Origin of the sequence: Rhizobium binae, assembly GCF_017357225.1 — a bacterium.
Lineage (GTDB): Bacteria > Pseudomonadota > Alphaproteobacteria > Rhizobiales > Rhizobiaceae > Rhizobium > Rhizobium binae.
On the sequence record NZ_CP071604.1, the window covers coordinates 3400043 to 3417466 of the forward strand.

A 17424-nucleotide genomic window follows, 5' to 3' on the forward strand; every position below is an offset into this window, starting at 1 on the left:
CTGCCCGTGAACCAAGCTGCGCCGATCAGACCTGTTCGATGGCGCCAGTGATAAGACCCGTCACTTCCTCCGGCGAACTCGCCGCGATCGCTTTGTCGGCGACCTTCCGGCCGCGGCGCATGACGATGACGCGGTCGGCGACGGTGAAGACGTCGGGCATGCGATGGCTGATGAGGACGACCGCAATGCCGCGGTCGCGCAGCTCGCGGATCAGGTTGAGGACTTCGGCGACCTGGCGGACCGATATGGCCGCAGTCGGCTCGTCCATCAGGACGATCTTTGCCTCCGACAGCATCGTGCGGGCGATCGCCACCGCCTGGCGCTGGCCGCCCGACATCTGCTTGACGAGATCGCGCGGGCGGGTTTCCGATTTCAGCTCCTTGAAGATCTCGCCGGCGCGGCGGTACATCGTCTTGTAATCGAGGATCTTAAAGGGGCCGATGCCGCGCCTGAGCTCGCGGCCAAGGAAGACGTTGGCCGCCGCCGTCAGATTGTCGCAGAGCGCCAGATCCTGGTGGACGATCTCGATACCATGCTGGCGCGCCTCGACCGGGCGGTGCATGACGATCTCCTTGCCCTCCAGCCGCATCGTGCCTTCGCTCGGGCGGAAATTGCCGGCGATCATCTTGACCAGCGTACTTTTTCCCGCGCCGTTATCGCCCATCAGGCCGACCACCTGGCCGGCTTCGAGCGCGAACGACACGTCATTCACCGCCTGGATGGCGCCGAAATGTTTCGAGATGTTGGTGAGTTCGAGAACCGCGACCAGCCGACTACCCTCCCCGGAACCCGCAGGCATGCCTTCGCCGCCGGCTGCTGATACCCGGCCGCCAGTTAGACGCCTGCGATCTCGCTTTGCCGATCTCCTCCCGGAAAAGCGATTATGTTCATTAATGCAAAAGCACCAGGAATCGTCAATCAAATGTCCGCTAAAACGACCCCTCATCACAAAAAACTATTTTGTACGATAAATACAGATTGACGCCGGAAACGCGCGGATATTAGCTGTTACTGGGGAGAGAGGTATGCTGATCCTTGTCACCGGGGCTACGGGCAAGGTCGGGCGGCGCTTCATTACTGGGCTGCTTGACGAGCCGCAATTTTCCAAAGCACGCATTCGCGCGCTTTGTCATAATCGTGTGCTCGACGAAACCGACCGCATCAGTGTGGTGAAGGGCTCGATCGCCGACAGCGACGTCGTGGCCGCGGCCATGGACGGCGCCACCCATGTCGTGCACCTCGCCACCTGCAAGGAAACCCCGGCCGATGTGATGGATATCACCGTCAAGGGCTTGTTCTGGCTGCTCGAGGCGTTTCGCGCCAGCCCGACGGCAAAGCAGTTCATCCTGATCGGCGGCGACGCCGGCATCGGGCATTTCTTCTATCGCCATGACGGGCCGGTGACGGAAAAGACGCCGCATCGCGCTTATCCCGGCTGCTACGCGCTCTCCAAGGTGCTGGAAGAGGTGATGCTCGAGCAGTTCGCCATCCAGTACGGCATCAACACCTGCTGCCTGCGGGCTCCCTGGATCATGGAGAAGGACGATTTCAAATATACGCTGTCCTTCGGCGACGATGTCTTCGGCGGGCCGGACTGGAAAACACTGGTGCCGGCGGCCGATGCCGAACATTACGCGCAGGACGGCACGGTGCCGCTGCTGCGCGATGCCGACGGGCGGCCGCTGAAGCGCAATTTCGTGCATGTCGAAGATCTGGTCGCGGCAATCCTTGCGGCAATCGACAATCCGCGCGCCAAAGGCGAGCTTTTTAACATCTCGATGGATCGACCCGTCGACTATGGGGAAGTCGCCGCCTATCTCACCCGCACGCGCGGGCTCGCCTCCATCGACATCGCGAGCCAGTTTCACTCCAACTGGATGGACAACAGCAAGGCGAAATACCTGCTGGACTGGCGCCCCGTCTACGATTTGGAAAAGCTCATCGATTCAGCCTGGGAATATCGGCGTTCAGGGGAGGAGCCTCGTATCGTCTGGTATCCCGGTTGATTACGCGGCGGGCAATCGTGCCCGCATTCAAAGGGAGGAAGCTATGAGGAAGGCATTATTGCTTGCAGCTGCGGCAGCGCTGGCGCTTACGGCCGGCGAGGCCATGGCCGCCAAGAAGCAGCTCGTCATTGTCGTCAAGGGCCTCGACAACCCGTTCTTCGAGGCGATCAACCAGGGTTGCCAGAAGTGGAACAAGGAAAACGCATCCGCCGAATATGAATGCTTCTACACCGGCCCGGCATCGACCTCCGATGAAGCCGGCGAGGCGCAGATCGTCCAGGATATGCTCGGCAAGGCCGATACGGCGGCGATCGCCATCTCGCCCTCTAATGCCAAGCTGATCGCCCAGACGCTGAAGACGGCCAATCCGAGCGTTCCCGTCATGACGCTCGACGCCGACCTCGCTGCCGAGGATTCCGCCCTGCGCAAGACCTATCTCGGCACCGATAACTATCTGATGGGCGCCAAGATCGGTGAATATATCAAGAAGGCCAAGCCGAAGGGCGGCAAGATCTGCACCATCGAAGGCAATCCCGGCGCCGACAATATTCTGCGCCGAGCTCAGGGCATGCGCGATACGCTGAGCGGCAAGAAGGGGCTCGATGCCCTGAAGGGCGAAGGCGGTTGGACGGAGGTGGCCGGCTGCCCGGTCTTTACCAATGACGATGGCGCCAAGGGCGTGCAGGCGATGACCGATATCCTCGCCGCCAACCCCGATCTCGACGCCTTCGGCATCATGGGCGGCTGGCCGCTGTTCGGCGCCCCACAGCCCTATCGCGACCTGTTCAAGCCGATGGCCGACAAGATCGCCAAGAACGATTTCGTCATCGGCGCCGCCGATACGATCGGTGACGAAGTGGCGATCGCCAAGGAAGGTCTGGTGACCGCGCTGGTCGGCCAGCGGCCGTTCGAAATGGGCTACAAGGCGCCGACCGTGATGATGGACCTGATCGCGGGAAAGAAGGTAGACGATCCTGTCTTCACTGGGCTTGACGAGTGCACCAAGGATACGGTGGATACCTGCATTCAAAAATGATGCGGCCCGGCGCGCCCGCTCCGCGGGCCGCCGGACATCACGCTTGCGCAAAGACCCAATCGGAAAAGGCGCGCATGGCCGGGGTGACCGGCCGTGACTGCAGGCGTGTCAGCCAGTAGCTTCCGAGTGATATGGTGGCGGCAAAGGGCTGAACGATCGCACCTGACGAGAGCAGCCTGGAGAACATCGAAGGCGGCGCCATCGCGACGCCGAGTCCCTGCAGGGCGGCCTCCATCATGGCGATGGAGGAATCGAAGACGATGCCGGCATTGACCTGCGCCGCCGGCGCTACGCCGACGGCGGCAAACCAGGTGCTCCATTCATCCGCGCGGTAGCTGCGCAGCAGCGTGGCGCCGGCGAGATCGGCAGGCGACCGCAAATCCTCGGCCAGTTCGGAAATGCAGAGGGCCGAGAGCGGCGCCTCGAACAGGCGCTGCGCCTCGGTGCCGTGCCAGGAGCCGCTGCCGAAGCGGATGGCAAAGTCGAGTCCCTCGGCGGCGGGATCGACGCGGTTGTTATTGGTGGAAACCCGGACGTCGATGAAGGGGTGCCGGCGCTGGAAATCCGCAAGGCGCGGCAAGAGCCAGCCGACCGCGAAGGTGCCGACGACGCCGAGGAACAGCAATTCGCGCACCTGGCCGGCCTCGATCCGATCGAGCGTTGTCGCCATCTGGTCGAAGGAGGCGCTTACCGTCGGCAGCAGCGCCTCGCCTTCCGCGGTGATTTTCAGCCCGCGCGGCAGACGCTGGAATAGCGCGACGCCCAGCCGCTTTTCCAGCGCCTTGACCTGTTGGCTGACGGCCGCCTGGGTGACGCAGAGCTCGATTGCGGCGCGGGTAAAGCTCAGATGTCGTGCCGAGGCCTCGAAGGCCCGCAGGCCGTTCAGCGGGAGGAAGGGGCGAACCATCGCGCGTTTCTTAAGCCCTAGAAATTCTTGCAGCTGCTGCGAGATATCATCATTTGCCGTTGGAAAACAACGCCGCTAAACGCCTATTCGGCTGCATTTTGAGCTCATGCGGCTCCCTGGCGATCTGGAGGATGACTTTGAAAAACCTTGGCATAAAAATTTTGTCGGCTGCTTTGCTCTCGGCATACACTTCAGCAAACAGTTTTGCCGCCGGCGAGGCGGAAGTACGAGCGATCGCGGATGCGGCGATCAAGCCGATCATGGAAAAATACGCCATTCCGGGGGTGGCCGTCGGCATCACCGTCGGCGGCCGCGATCACATCTTCACCTATGGCGTCGAATCCAAGGAGACGGGCAGACCGGTGGCGGCGACCACGCTCTTCGAACTGGGCTCGATCAGCAAGACCTTCACCGCGACGCTGGCCTCCTACGCCGAAGCGACGGGAGACCTCTCTTTGTCCGACCTGGTGGCCAAACATCTTCCCGCGGTGAAGGGAAGGCCGTTCGGTGATGTCGCGCTGATCGGTCTCGGCACCCATACGGCCGGCGGTTTTCCGCTACAGGTGCCCGATAACCTCAAAAACGAAGGCCAACTGATGGATTATCTTGCCGCCTGGCGCCCTTCCTACGCGGCGGGAACCCACCGCAGCTATGCCAATCCGAGCATCGGCATGCTCGGCTTCATCACGGCGAAAGCTATGCGCGGCGATTTCGCGGATCTGATGGAAGGCAGGCTGTTTCCCGGGCTCGGATTGAGCAGCACCTTCATCAACGTGCCGAAGGCGCGACGGGGCGATTACGCCCAGGGCTATAAGCGCAGCGGCGAGCCGGCAAGGCTGACGCCGGCCCTGCTTTCCGCCGAGGCTTATGGCGTAAGGTCTACCGCCGGCGACATGATCCGCTTCGTCGACGCCAATATGGGCATGGCGAAGCTCGACGGAAAACTGCAGCACGCGATCGACAAGACCCACACCGGTTATTTCAGCGTAGGGGCGATGACCCAGGACCTGATCTGGGAGCAATATGCCTATCCCGTCCCACTGCAGAGCCTGCTTGACGGCAATTCGGTGGCGATGCTGAAGACCTCCCCGGTCGCGGCGCTGCAGCCGCCGATGACGCCGCGTGGCGATGTCTGGATCAACAAGACCGGCTCGACCAACGGCTTCGGCGCCTATGTCGCCTTCATTCCCATCAAGCGCGTCGGCATCGTCATCCTGGCCAACAAAAACTACCCCAACGAGGATCGGGTTGCCGCGGCCTATCGGGTATTGACAGCGCTTGCGGCCGATTGATCGATAGAGCGCCACGGACCTGCGGGCCGTCTGCCGGCTCCTGCATCCAACCGAGCCGATGCGCTGTCCTGCCGAGAGTCGGACCTTAGCCCGATGCGCAGCTAGGCCCGTGTGATAGAGAATTTCGCGGTGAGAAATATGCTGCGAGGCAACAGGGCCACAATCTTGCGAAATACGCTGCGAAAATCGAGGGGCGCGGCAGCTGCCTTGTCCCCGATAGGGTCCATACCACTCAGGGTAATACGAATTAACAATTAATATTAATAAGTGAGTATTTTTTGAAATTCTTCGAGGTAATTGCCAGTCCTTACAGGTGATGCTAATGAATAATCACCGTTCTTCAAGTCAAGAGGCGCAATCCAGTGAAAAGCGTATTGATATCTGGCGGAGCAGGATTCATCGGTTCGCATCTATGCGACCGGCTTTTGCTTAGGAATGACGTTCACAAGCTCGTCGTTGTTGACAATCTCTGGACAGGACTTTTCGAGAATATTTCGCACATCAGGGATCCCCGCTTTCACTTCGTGAAATCGGACGTCGAGACCCTGCAGACGTCGGAAAAATTCGACGAGATCTATCATCTCGCCTCCCCGGCATCACCGCCCTGGTACATGAAGGAACCGAAGCGGACGATTTCGGCGAACCTGCTTGGCGCCTTCCGGCTTCTCGACCTGCTGAAGAAGGGCGGGCGCTTCGGTTACACCTCCTCCTCGGAAATCTACGGAGACCCTCTGGTATCGCCGCAGCCGGAAACCTACAAGGGCCAGGTCGACTGTACCGGGCCGCGCTCCTCCTATGACGAGAGCAAGAGATGCACGGAAGCGCTGCTGTTCGAGATGCAGCGCACCAAGGGGCTGAACGTCAAGGTTATCCGCCCCTTCAATATCTACGGTCCCCGCACCCGGCCCGATGACGGCCGCGCCGTCTCCAACTTCGTCACCCAGGCGCTTTCGGGCCGCCCGATCACCGTGTTCGGCGATGGCAAGCAGTCGCGCAGCTGGGGCTATGTCGACGACATCGTCGACGGTTTTGCGCGTTATTTCTGGATCAACGAGACCGACTACAAGGGGCCCCTGAACATCGGCAACGACCGAGAGATCACCGTTCTCGAAGTCGCGAAATACGTTTCGAAGCTGATCGGCGGCGTGCCGATCGTCTTCGAGCCATCGCCGCCGCAGGATCCCACCAACAGGCGGCCGGACCTGACGAGAGCCTACGCCGTCATGCCCGAGTGGTCGTGCAAGGTCAGCTACGAACAGGGCGTGGCGATGACGCTCGACTGGTTCAGAGAAAAGATAAAGGTGGGGGCGGCCTGATAACCGCCGGCGTTTATGGCCCTTCCCGCATTCCGCGCTTTATGCCGGCCTGTGCTCGTGGTGCGTTGAGAGAGTAGCGATGCAGGAAATCATTCCGTCCGATCTGGCGACTGTCAATTTTCCCGTACCGATACTGTATCTCGATCTCGCATCGCATCAGGACGCCGGCGCCGCGCCGATCTCGGCCGGGCTCGTGGTCTTTCTCGCCGACGGCCTCCCCGTTGGACAGGCCTATGTCGACAGGCCCGAGGCCGCCGCCGAGCTTGCCGGACGTGTCGTGCGACCGGATACGCTTGCGCATGCACGCCAGATCGCCCAGGCGCCTCTTCAAAATCGCGACGTCAGCATTCTGATCTGCACCAAGGATCGGCCGGAAGAGCTGCGCCGGTGCCTCGCCTCGATCCCCGAGCAATCGCTGAAGCCGGTCGAGATCATCGTGGTCGACAATGCGTCTTCAGGCGATGCGACCCGCCGGGTCGTCGAAGACGCGGGCGCCACCTATGTCCGAGAAGATCGGGTCGGGCTGGATTTTGCCCGCAATGCCGCCATTCGCGCGGCGAAAACCGAATTCGTCGCCTTTACCGATGACGACGTCGTTCTCCACGAGCGATGGCTGGAGGACCTGATGAAGGCGTTTGACCGGCCGGAGATCGGCTGCGTCACGGGGCTGATCCTGCCCGGTGAGCTCGCAACGCCGGCGCAATTCATCTTCGAAAAGCACTGGGGTTTCGGCCGCGGTTACATCAGGCAGGATTTCGGTCGGGATTTCTACGACAGCCACAGGCGCTACGGCGCGCCGGTCTGGACAATCGGCGCCGGCGCAAGCCAGGCCTTCCGCCGCAAGGTATTCGACGAAATCGGCCTGTTCGACGTCCGCCTCGACATGGGTGCGGCCGGCTGCTCGGGCGACTCTGAATATTGGAACCGGCTCCTGCATCACGGCCACGTCTGCCGCTACGAGCCGACCGCGGTTTCCTGGCACTTTCATCGCAAGGATATGCAGGGGCTGGCCAGGCAGATCCAGCAATATATGAGCGGCCATATCGCCGCGCTGCTGGTGCAGTATCAGAACACTGGCAACGGCGGCAACCTTCGGCGCATCCTCATCTCCTTCCCGAAATATTTTGCCGGCCGGTTGCGTAAACGCCTGCGCAAGGGCGCCACTTCGCACGATTTCTTCCTGAAACAGGAGATGCTCGGCAGCGTCAACGGCGCACTCTACGTTCTGCGTCGCTGGAAGATGCGCGCATGGTGACAGCTGTGGCGCCCGAAATTTCCTTCCTCATTCCTGCCTACGATGCAGAGGACACGCTTGCCGAAGCGATTGCCAGCCTGCAGCGGCAGACGAAATCGAACTGGCAGGCAGTGGTGGTCGACGACGGTTCGAGCGACCGAACCTGGGAGCGGCTTGAGGCGATTGCCGCAGCCGACAGCCGCATTGTCGCCGCCCGCCAGACCAATGCCGGTGCTGCGGCGGCCAGAAACCATGCCGCCCGCCTGGCCGCAGCCCGCCTGCTCTGCATGCTCGATGCCGACGACTGGCTGCACCCGACCTTCATCGAAACCATGCTGCCAGTGGCCGAGGATAGATCACCGCCCACCATCGCTTATTGCTCCTACCGCCGGGTCGCCCCGGACGGCCGGCTGATGCCGGTGGAGCAGGCGCCGGTGCTTGCCGGCGATGCCGCCAGGCGCGAATTCTCGTCCTTTTGCGCGCTCGCCATTCACACGGTGGTTTTTCCCAAAAGCCTTTTCGAGCAGGTCGGCGGCATGGATGAGAGCCTGCAGACTTGCGAGGAATGGGATCTCTGGCTGCGCATGGCCTTTGCAGGCGCAGAATTTCGCCGTGTCGACGCCTGCCTGGCTTTCTATCGCGTGAAGTCGGGCTCGCTTTCCGGCGATCCGACGAAACTGGTGCGTGACGCCATTTGCGTGACAACGAAAGCCGAGGCGCTGCGCCGGCAGCACGGCTTGCCGGCCGAGGGGCCGGAAACCGGCTGGATCACACCCGCCGTCAGCCGATTGCGCATGCTCGTCTGGGTCGTCGCCGCTAAGCACGATCCGAACCTGGATATACAAGCCCTTGCCGCCCTGCTGCCCGACATGCCGGATGCAGCAGGCTATGAGAGCTTTTTTGCCGACGTGATACTGCACGGCCTGCAGACCGGCCTCCTGCGCGACCGGGCCGACGATCTCATCGATGCGCCCGAGCAGTGGTGGCCGACTATCCATCCACTCGTCCAGCTGATCGAGCGTCATTCCCTGCCCGGCACCGGCCGCAAGATCCTCGAAGCCGCCGCCTGGCAGCTCTCCGCCGGCAACCTTCGGCGATCCTTCACCCTCGGCGCGATCCAGGTGGTGAGCGTCGAGCTCGGCGCCCTTTCCAGGATCGCCCGGGCCGAGCAGGCCGATACGCTGATCATGCACGGCTTTTCCGGCGACGAGCATATCGGCACCTTCGTAGGGCCACTCTGGGGTGACCTCTCGATCCGGGCGCAAATCCGGCTGATCATGCAGGAGATGCAGGCGGGAGACCATCTCGAGCAACCGCGCACGCTCACCTATGCCGCTGCCTGGACAAGGGAGGCGCTGCGCGGCTACCGAACCTTCGGCGGCCTCATCCTCCGCAGCGGCCGGCGGCGCGGGCGCCTCGAAAAACTTCTGGTGCGGACCGGCCGCAATGCCGTGCTTGCCGGAGCGCCCGGCGACCGACAGGATAATGACGCCCGGCTCTCCGCTCTCCTGCGCAATCTCGAAGGAGGCCTGCCGCCGGTGCGACATGCAGCCGCCGCGGCGCCGGCGAAGGAAGAGCGGGCTCCCCAGCCTCAGTCGGCAGAAGACTATTGGGAGCAAATTTTCGAACGGCCGGACCCGTGGAACTACCTCTCGATCTACGAGCAGGTCAAATATGCGCAGACATTGAGCCTGATCCCGCAGGGGACCGAAACGGCCCTGGAACTTGCCTGCGCCGAGGGGATATTCACCGAGAAGCTGGCGCGCCAGGTCAGCCGGGTGACGGCCACCGATATTTCGCAGCGGGCGATCAACAGGGCGGCCACACGTTGCCGCGATCTCTCCAGTGTCGAATTCCGGGTTCTCGACTTCGTCAGACAACAGCTCCCACCCGATCAGGATCTCATCCTCTGCTGCGAAGTGCTTTATTACATGAAGGATGAGGAGATGCTTGCGGGTGTTTGCCGCAAGATGGCGACGGCGCTGAAGCCGGGGGGCTGCCTGATCACCGCGCATGCGCATCTGCGTTGCGACGAGCCCGACCGAACAGGTTTCGATTGGGGCCATCCTTTCGGGGTCGGGACGATCAGACGGGTTCTGGCCGAACAGGCGGGGCTTGTCCTCGAAGAGACGATCGATACCGCGCTTTACGCCATCCACCGCTTCCGCAAAGCCACTGTGGCCGCTCCCGTCCTGCGGGTCGAGACGCATGGGACGCCGATGGACGTCGATGTGGCAAAGCACATCATCTCAGGACCGACGGGCATCGCGCGGGAGGCGGCATGGGCAACCGAGGTGACGACCTCGATCCCTATCCTGATGTATCACCGGATCGCCGAGGACGGCCCCGCCGCGCTGCGGCGTTTCCGCACGCTGCCGGAGACGTTCCGCAAGCAGATGCAATTCCTGCGCCGGCACGGCTATTACGCCGTGACGGCGCCGACACTCGCCAATCTCTTGCGGGGCGGCAAGCCGATTCAGGGCCGGCCGGTCATGTTGACCTTCGACGACGCCTACCTGGATTTCCGCACCAACGCCTTCCCGATCCTGGCCGAGAATGATTTCAGCGCTGACGTCTTCGTCGTCACCGACAAGGTCGGCGGCCGCTCGGACTGGGATTGCGCCTATGGCGAGCCGGCAGCGCTGATGGCGTGGCCGGATATTCAGGAACTGCAGCAGAAGGGCATCAGCTTCGGCTCCCATCTCGCCTCCCACACGCCGGCGAGCGCGATGGCAAACGATGCCTTGCTCGCTGAAGCCCTGCGGTCGCGCCATGCCCTGGAAAGCCGGCTAGGCGCCCCCGTGGTTTCGATCGCACTGCCCTACGGCGCCACCGACTTCAGAGTGCCGGGCATTCTTTCCCTTGCCGGCTACACGACCGGCTTCACCACACGCGCCGCGACAGCCACCTTTTCCGACAAAGCCTTCAGCCTGCCGCGCCTCGAAGTCCGCGGCGACAGTCCGCTTGAAGCCTTCCCCGCATTGATGGGCCTGCCCGGAGCCTTTATCGGATGACAATCGTCGGCACCGCAGCGACCCCACTGATCACCGTCGTCATCCCGGCCTACAACGCCGAAAAGACGCTTCTCGAAACGTTGCAAAGCGTCTCGAACCAAACCTACGAAAAGCTCGAAATCCTTGTGGTCGATGACGGATCGCGGGACGGCACCTTCGCGCTTGCGAGCGATTATAGCCTCACCGACCGCCGTGTCCGGGTCCTCCGGCAAGCCAATGGCGGCGTTGCCCGTGCCCGCAATCACGGCATCGGCGAGGCACGGGGCGTCTATGTGGCGCCTGTCGACGCCGACGACATATGGCATCCCGAGAAGATCGAGCGTCAACTGCAGTCGCTGCGAAAATTTCCCGGCGGCCATGGCGTCGCCTATAACTGGTATGCGGCCATCGACGAAAACGGCGTCGTTTTCGGCCATTCACGTCCGGTGCTGCATGAAGGCAACGTCTTCGAACCGCTGCTGCGGGAAAACTTCATCGGCAATGGCAGCACGCCGCTGATGCCGCGCACCGAGGTTCTGCGCTGCGGCGGCTACGACGCCGGCCTGCGCGACAGCGGCGCCGAGGGCTGCGAGGATCTGAAGCTCTATCTCGCCTTGGCCGAGAGCCTGCCCTTTGCGCTGGTTCCCGATTTCCTCACCGGTTATCGCTTCACCCGGGGGAACATGTCGAGCAACGCCTATCGGATGCTGAAATCCCATGCCCTGGTGATGGCGCCGCTCATCGAGCGCTACCCGCATCTGAGACGCGATATCCAGACCGCCAAGTTCAACACGACGCACTGGTATTTCAACAAAGCCCTTGCAAACCGCGATTATGCCCAGGTCAAAAAGCTGGCGCCGATGATGGCGATGCAATATGGCCCGCAGTTGATCGTCCATGGCCTGCGGCAGAGCCTTCGTCTGGCAAAACGCTATGGCGTGCGGCTTGCCAGACAGCTCCTGCGAAAGTCTTCGGACCGATCGAAGACCCGCTTTGCGGGTGCCCTCGTTCCGCAAGCCGGCACGCCCTACAGCGATCGTTTCATGCGGCTCGGAAGCGTGCTCAGCCCGACATCATCGCGGATGGCCGACAATGAATAGGTTTCGGAAATCTGCCTCCCGGCCGGCCGGCGCCTTCAACATGGTGATTGCGGCCCGCTACCGCGATCTTCTGCAGCTCGTGCCGGCGCTGCGGTTGAAGATGGCGGTGATGATCATCCTCGGCATTCTCACCGGGTTTTCGGAGATGGTCGGCATCACCTTTCTGGTGAGCCTCGTTTTTGTTCTCGGGCAGCAGGGCCCGGGTTCCCCCTCCACCGTTGCCGGGCTTCCGGCGATTTTCGGCGGCATCGACCTCAGTCTTTCCAAACCGGTGCTGATCGGTATCCTCATCGCCTCCATCCTGCTGCGCATCCTTCTCGGATTCGTCAACTCGCTGATCACAAGCACGATCAACCACAAGATCAGCGATCGCATGCGCGACCGCCTCTACGCCAAGATCCTGACCATCCCGTTCCAGCGCTTTCAGCACTATGAGCGCAGCGATCTGATGAATGTGATCGCCACCGAAGCCTATGCGGTATCCTCGGCACATGCGAGCCTCGTGCGTCTAGGTGTCAATTTCGGCACGATCGTCATCTTCGGTATCGGCATGCTTGTCATGGCCTGGCCGATCGCCTTGCTGGGCCTTGTCTTCGGCTTTGTCCACAACTTCGCCTTGGGGTCCTTTGCCGGCGCCTATCGGCGCCTTGGCGCTTCGGCGCTGGCCGCCGTCGAAGCCTTGACGCAGCTGAGCTGGACCACGCTGCAGACATTGAAAGCGGTCAAAAGCTTCGGCCTCGAGCAGCGCCACCAGCAGCTCTTCGCAACACTTTCCAGCGAAGTTGGCCGGACCTGGCGCCACTCGGACTGGATGGGCGCGGCGACCTCGCTGTTGAGCGAGATCCTGACGTTCGGGATCATCCTGACGATCATCCTGTCCTCGGAATTCCTGCCGGTGGATTTCAAGGCAGCACTTTCGGCGACCATCCTTCTTTATAGGCTTCAACCGCATATCAAGGGATTCGACTCCCAGATCCTGCGCCTTTACGAGATGGAAGCGTCGCTGCAGAACGTGCTGGCTCTGCTTTCCGAAAAGGACGACGCCAAGCAGGCCGCGCAAGGCGTGCCGGTCGCCCGCCTGGCTGAAGCCATCGTCTTCCACGACGTCTCCTTCACCTATGAACAGGCGAACGCGCCGGCCGTTCAAAACCTCAACTTCTCGATCAAGGCAGGCGAAACGACGGCTCTGACCGGGCCAAGCGGCTCCGGCAAGACGACAATCCTGAACATGATCCTCGATCTCACCCGGCCGACGCGAGGTCGGATCACGATCGACGGCAAGGATCTCGCCGATGTCGACCGCGCGAGCTGGCTGCACCTGCTGTCGGTGTCGGGCCAGGATGTCGAACTGATGGAGGGCACGGTCTTCGACAACATCCGCTTCCGTCGCGATATCTCCGACGAGGACGTCAGGTGGGCCGCCGATGTCGCCTGCGCGACCGAATTCATCGAAAATCTGCCGGAAGGCTTCGACGAATGGCTGGGCGACGAAGCGGTGCGGCTTTCAGGCGGACAGCGCCAGCGCATCGGTCTGGCGCGCGCGCTGGCCGGCCGGCCGCAGATCCTGCTCCTGGACGAGGCCACCAGCGCGCTCGATGAAAACACCGAAATGCGCGTGTTTTCGGCAATCAAGGAAGATGCCGGCCGAACGCTGATCGTCGTCAGCCATCGCCCTGCGGTCGCCAGATTGATGAAGAACCAGATCGATCTTCGCCCGCCAACGCTCGCATCCAAACTCGGGTGACGGCGATGGAGAGGTCGAGCACGTCGGAGATTCTGGTGGCGGTGGTGATCCCCGCCTACAATGCCAGCGACTATATTGCCCAGACGTTTCGCTCCGTCATCGATCAGACCCACAAGGCGTTGGAGATCATTGTCGTCGACGATGGCTCGACCGACGAGACGGCTTCCATCTGCCGCCGCTTCGCCGCCGCCGACCCGAGGATCCAGCTTCTGTCGACGGAAAACCACGGCGTCGCCGCGGCGCGTAATATCGGGATCGCAGCGTCGAAGGCCAGCTATCTCGCCTTCCTGGATGCGGACGATCTCTGGCATACGACGTATATCGAAAGAATGCTGTCGGCGCTCCACCCGCTGCCCGAGGCCTGGGGTGCGGTCTATGCCCTTCACCGTTTCGTCGATTCCGAGGGATATTGCACGCGGTCCGGCTCGTCGCTCAGCGCCCGGGAATCCATTCTCATTCGCCATCTCGTCTTCCGCTTCGTCGGCAATGGCAGCGGCTTCATGGTCCGCCGGACCGTCATAGACAAGATCGGCGGCTACGATCCGACCTATGCCAATCAGGGTATCGGCGGATGCGAAGACTTCGACTTCGAACTCCGCACAGCCGAGCATTTCAAGATCGAGGCGGTGCCACTCGGCCTGGTGGGCTATCGCGTTCATGCCGCGGCCATGTCTGCCGACAGATCCCGAATGGCGCAATCGCTTCTGGCTGTCTATGAGCGATGCGTCGCCCGCAATCCGCAGCTTCCCGCTTTCGTCGTCAGCTGCGCCCGCGCCTCGGCCCACCTCTATGCATTCTCAAAATTTGCGGCTTCGAAAGATTGGCGCAGCGCCGCGGTCTCGCTCAAACACGTCTATCGTCATAGTCCATGGCTTGCTGCCAGCGTCATAACCAAACTGATCTTTTCAAAAGCCGCCAGAGCCGCAAACAGGGCGTTGTCCAAAGCCCGGCCGTCCAGGCGGCAGCGGACAGATTTCAAGAAATTCGAGGAAATAGATCCTGTTACGCCGCTGGTTGGCGGATGGTCCCGTTTCCGAACCAAGGCCTTGTTCCGCCGCTTGTCGGAGATTGACCGTTGTGACGCAGATTGCGCTGCGCTCTCGAAGAGATAGGTTCTGAAGGCCGGCACCTCCGTGCCATTGGCAACCATTTACTAATTATTCAGTACAAATCGAACATGGCGTAAAATATTTGCCTTCGTGAGACCGACAAAACTGTGGGAAACTATAATTCTCCGATAATAAGCTGTGACAATATCAAGATTAAGCGCAATAATAGCTACGCACTGTGTAAAAATCCTACCAGAGGACCCGTCAACCACCCCGGCGGGTCCTCAACTTTGCGAGGGACAGGTTGTCGCGGGCAACCGTTATCATCGCTGGATCGGACAAAGAAGTGCTGCGCCGACAGCGACATTCCCTGTTGCAATGGCCTTGCTCAAAAATCTAATTTAAATATCCGCAAGCAACGACCGGGCTCGCGCTCAACGCCAAGTGCTTCCGTTTGGCGAAGAAATTATCCGATGGCAAATTCGCCCACATAGAGATAATGCGGTTATTATAAAGTGATAGACGAACTCATCTTTATTATTGAAATAGGCTCATCTTGCCGATATTAACCATAACAGTTCGGTTATCACAAAAGCAACTTTTAAATACAACCAATGTCTGAAATATATATTTTTACCTTTTGGTAAAATTTTAATTTTATCTTATTTATTGTCCGAAGTTATTGCACAGCGCCCAACGACGCCGCCTTATATTCTTTTCGAAAAAAACATAAGACATCCTCACATTCTTTCCCTCCTTTCCTTCGTCGCAACGGCGCTGCAATGCAACACTTGGGAAGGAGCAGCCAGAACTAAATCCCACAATCCCGGCATGAACCGGCCTCGATAGTGCGCAACACAGTTCAACTTCGGAAAATGACGATGGTGAAGCCGAACGGAGGTTTAACGTCTTGACAAACCAAAGGATAATGGCAGGTCGTCTCGCTGCGAATAGACCGGCATTGGCAAGCCTTCGACCGGTCACTTCAAATCCGCCAGGCGGCCCGAGATCAAGGAACCGCAGGCTCAGAGACACCCACCCTCGTCAAGCGACTCCCGGCGTGAACAGTCAATCGACCGGCGCGAATGACTTCACTCGATTCGCCACACCGGGATGGTTTTTGACTGACCAAATCTGTGTCCAAATGGTCGCACCGCGCCGCTGAATTAACCTTTGATAAAGCATTTGCTTGCACAACTTATAATTTGTGTCATGTTCACTGTAAGTAGTGAGGAGCTGACCTGATGGGTGATATGGCATCGCAGATTCCGGAATTTGGCTATGATGAACGCGTGATGATCTGCCGGAAGCAGATCGAGAAGGCGGTTTATCAGTTCATTGCAAACACGAAGGTCGAGGGGTGCGATCCGGCGGAAGTCGCAATGGCCATCGCGGACATTGCCGACGATTACATTTTACTGCTGGCCCAGAAGCGCAATTTGACCCATTGAAATCAGCGATCGGCTGGGGCCGATCATCAGACGAGCGCTGCCGCCGTCTCCCCGCCCGGAGACAACGTCAACGAAACCGCTTACCATTCGTTTTCAAGATCTATTGCGCCGGGTATCGAAGATCGCCCGAACAAGCGACAGCCCAGGACCCACCCCGGACTTCTCCCAAGCCACAATCAAATCGATTTCTGAATAGATCGATTGCGGGGCCGCTCCTCTCCCAGCAGCCCATCCATTGCCGTAGAGACATCAGCGCCTTGGAGCGCACCTCGGCACTACGCAGCGCCTCGGAACGAAGGCGGAGAAAGGGCGGTCCTTTTCACCGAGTGCGCATGCCGCCCCCAGTCAATCGGCCGGATCCAGCGCGCAAAGCACGCCATCGACGGGTATCGCGGCCAGTCTTTCGTGCTTGATATCGACCCTCCAAGCTTTGACCACGTTGTCCGATCGATAGGAGCCATCCGGTTGCACCACCATCCTGCCGATCGCAAAGACGGCATCATCAGGAAACCGGCTCGAGGAGCAATAGCATGGTTGCAGAAGTTCGTGGCGGGGGCTGGGCTTGGCAATCGTCAGCTGATCGATCGTGCTCCAGACGGGAAGGTTTCCCTCCCTGCCGGTCTGACGCTGCAGCACCAGCAAGAGCTTTGCGCCGCATTTGAACTCCGTTGCCGAATAGGCCGGGCCTCCGGCCATTCCGGTCAAGGCCGTTCCGCTGACTTCCACGCAGCCCTTCGCAGCCAGAGCCATCAATTTTCCCCGCGCTTCGCTGGCATGGCCGGCGGCCGGGATCAGGGCGAGAAAAGCCGCCATCGCAGAAAGAGGTCGTGACGAATTTTTCATGCTCGCACAACGCAGCTAAATTTCATCGGCCACCCCTCAACCCGGAAGAGGAAACCGTAGCCTTGCTCCGCGGTCAGTCAATCCCCTGCGATTTGCGCAACTTCGACCGCGGTGGTTGGCGGCCGACCTCGTCCCTCGAGAGATCCGAAAGCCGGACTAATGTCTCTTTACGCTCACTTGCGGAACCGGGGAGCTCAATTCAGCCAGATCCCGGGTCAGTCCCTCCCCGACTTCCTGCTTCACCGCCTCGAGAGCAAGATCGAGGCAATTCGTCGCGAATGGCAGTTTGACATCCTGAGCGACCTGTCGCGCATACGCGATCATTCGCGCCAGTGCGACCAGTTCGTCCAGACTGTCTTCCGCCCCCAGGTCTGCATTTACGTTAGCAATCGATGTCACGCCCATGCCCATTTCTCCAACGAATTGAAGGAATGATACGCGGGCCGGCGTGGC

Annotated in this window: 15 protein-coding genes; 10 read left to right on the top strand and 5 right to left on the bottom strand. The window is 60.7% G+C overall.

The genetic code is table 11. From position 1 onward, the window contains the following. Positions 1–25: 25 nt before the first annotated feature. On the bottom strand, positions 26–799 hold the full coding sequence (locus J2J99_RS16700; protein WP_246638635.1) for an ATP-binding cassette domain-containing protein: 774 nt from the start codon (positions 797–799) through the stop codon (positions 26–28). Between the two features lie 226 nt (positions 800–1025). Between J2J99_RS16700 and J2J99_RS16705 the strand changes: the two genes are divergently transcribed. Continuing rightward, positions 1026–2006 (top strand): NAD-dependent epimerase/dehydratase family protein, encoded by a 981-nt coding sequence (locus J2J99_RS16705; protein WP_168298420.1) that lies wholly within the window; start codon positions 1026–1028, stop codon positions 2004–2006. Between the two features lie 43 nt (positions 2007–2049). Continuing rightward, complete coding sequence (locus tag J2J99_RS16710; RefSeq protein WP_168298418.1) at positions 2050–3042, top strand: sugar-binding protein; 993 nt, start codon at positions 2050–2052, stop codon at positions 3040–3042. Between the two features lie 37 nt (positions 3043–3079). On the opposite strand, the gene J2J99_RS16715 is transcribed toward J2J99_RS16710, so the two are convergent. Continuing rightward, positions 3080–3949 (bottom strand): LysR family transcriptional regulator, encoded by an 870-nt coding sequence (locus tag J2J99_RS16715; protein ID WP_168298416.1) that lies wholly within the window; start codon positions 3947–3949, stop codon positions 3080–3082. Between the two features lie 49 nt (positions 3950–3998). Beyond that, complete coding sequence (locus tag J2J99_RS34045; protein ID WP_246735395.1) at positions 3999–4211, bottom strand: hypothetical protein; 213 nt, start codon at positions 4209–4211, stop codon at positions 3999–4001. On the opposite strand from J2J99_RS34045, the gene ampC reads away from it, so the two are divergent. The 8 genes from ampC (at position 4123) to J2J99_RS16755 (ending at position 16128) form a co-directional block, all read left to right on the top strand. After that, positions 4123–5241: a class C beta-lactamase gene (gene ampC, locus J2J99_RS16720; RefSeq protein ID WP_281438372.1), complete on the top strand. Its 1119-nt coding sequence runs from the start codon at positions 4123–4125 to the stop codon at positions 5239–5241. The two genes, J2J99_RS34045 and ampC, sit on opposite strands and share 89 nt — an antisense overlap. Positions 5242–5603: 362 nt before the next feature. Continuing rightward, positions 5604–6557, top strand: a complete 954-nt coding sequence (locus tag J2J99_RS16725; protein ID WP_168298414.1) for an NAD-dependent epimerase/dehydratase family protein — start codon at positions 5604–5606, stop codon at positions 6555–6557. Positions 6558–6636: 79 nt separating this feature from the next. Continuing rightward, positions 6637–7812 (top strand): glycosyltransferase family 2 protein, encoded by a 1176-nt coding sequence (locus tag J2J99_RS16730; RefSeq protein WP_168298411.1) that lies wholly within the window; start codon positions 6637–6639, stop codon positions 7810–7812. After that, entirely contained in the window at positions 7806–10805 is a 3000-nt protein-coding gene (locus J2J99_RS16735) for a trifunctional glycosyltransferase/class I SAM-dependent methyltransferase/polysaccharide deacetylase (protein WP_168298409.1), read from the top strand. Before J2J99_RS16730 ends, J2J99_RS16735 begins: the two co-directional genes overlap by 7 nt. Continuing rightward, positions 10802–11884 carry a glycosyltransferase family 2 protein gene (locus J2J99_RS16740; RefSeq protein WP_168298404.1) on the top strand — a complete coding sequence of 361 codons (1083 nt, stop codon included), beginning with the start codon at positions 10802–10804 and terminating at the stop codon, positions 11882–11884. The genes J2J99_RS16735 and J2J99_RS16740 overlap by 4 nt, the downstream gene beginning before the upstream one ends. Then, positions 11877–13628 (top strand): ABC transporter ATP-binding protein, encoded by a 1752-nt coding sequence (locus J2J99_RS16745; protein ID WP_168298402.1) that lies wholly within the window; start codon positions 11877–11879, stop codon positions 13626–13628. Before J2J99_RS16740 ends, J2J99_RS16745 begins: the two co-directional genes overlap by 8 nt. Before the next feature lie 5 nt (positions 13629–13633). After that, positions 13634–14740: a glycosyltransferase family 2 protein gene (locus J2J99_RS16750; protein ID WP_205919026.1), complete on the top strand. Its 1107-nt coding sequence runs from the start codon at positions 13634–13636 to the stop codon at positions 14738–14740. A 1181-nt stretch (positions 14741–15921) separates the two neighbouring features. Continuing rightward, complete coding sequence (locus J2J99_RS16755; protein ID WP_168298398.1) at positions 15922–16128, top strand: hypothetical protein; 207 nt, start codon at positions 15922–15924, stop codon at positions 16126–16128. A 345-nt stretch (positions 16129–16473) separates the two neighbouring features. Here the strand turns inward: J2J99_RS16755 and J2J99_RS16760 are convergent, their stop codons facing one another. Continuing rightward, a complete protein-coding gene (locus J2J99_RS16760; RefSeq protein ID WP_205919018.1) occupies positions 16474–16878 on the bottom strand; it encodes a hypothetical protein in 405 nt (134 codons plus the stop codon). Positions 16879–17127: 249 nt separating this feature from the next. Then, positions 17128–17376, bottom strand: coding sequence for a hypothetical protein (locus tag J2J99_RS16765; protein ID WP_168298396.1), 249 nt, complete (start codon positions 17374–17376; stop codon positions 17128–17130). Positions 17377–17424 lie beyond the last annotated feature (48 nt).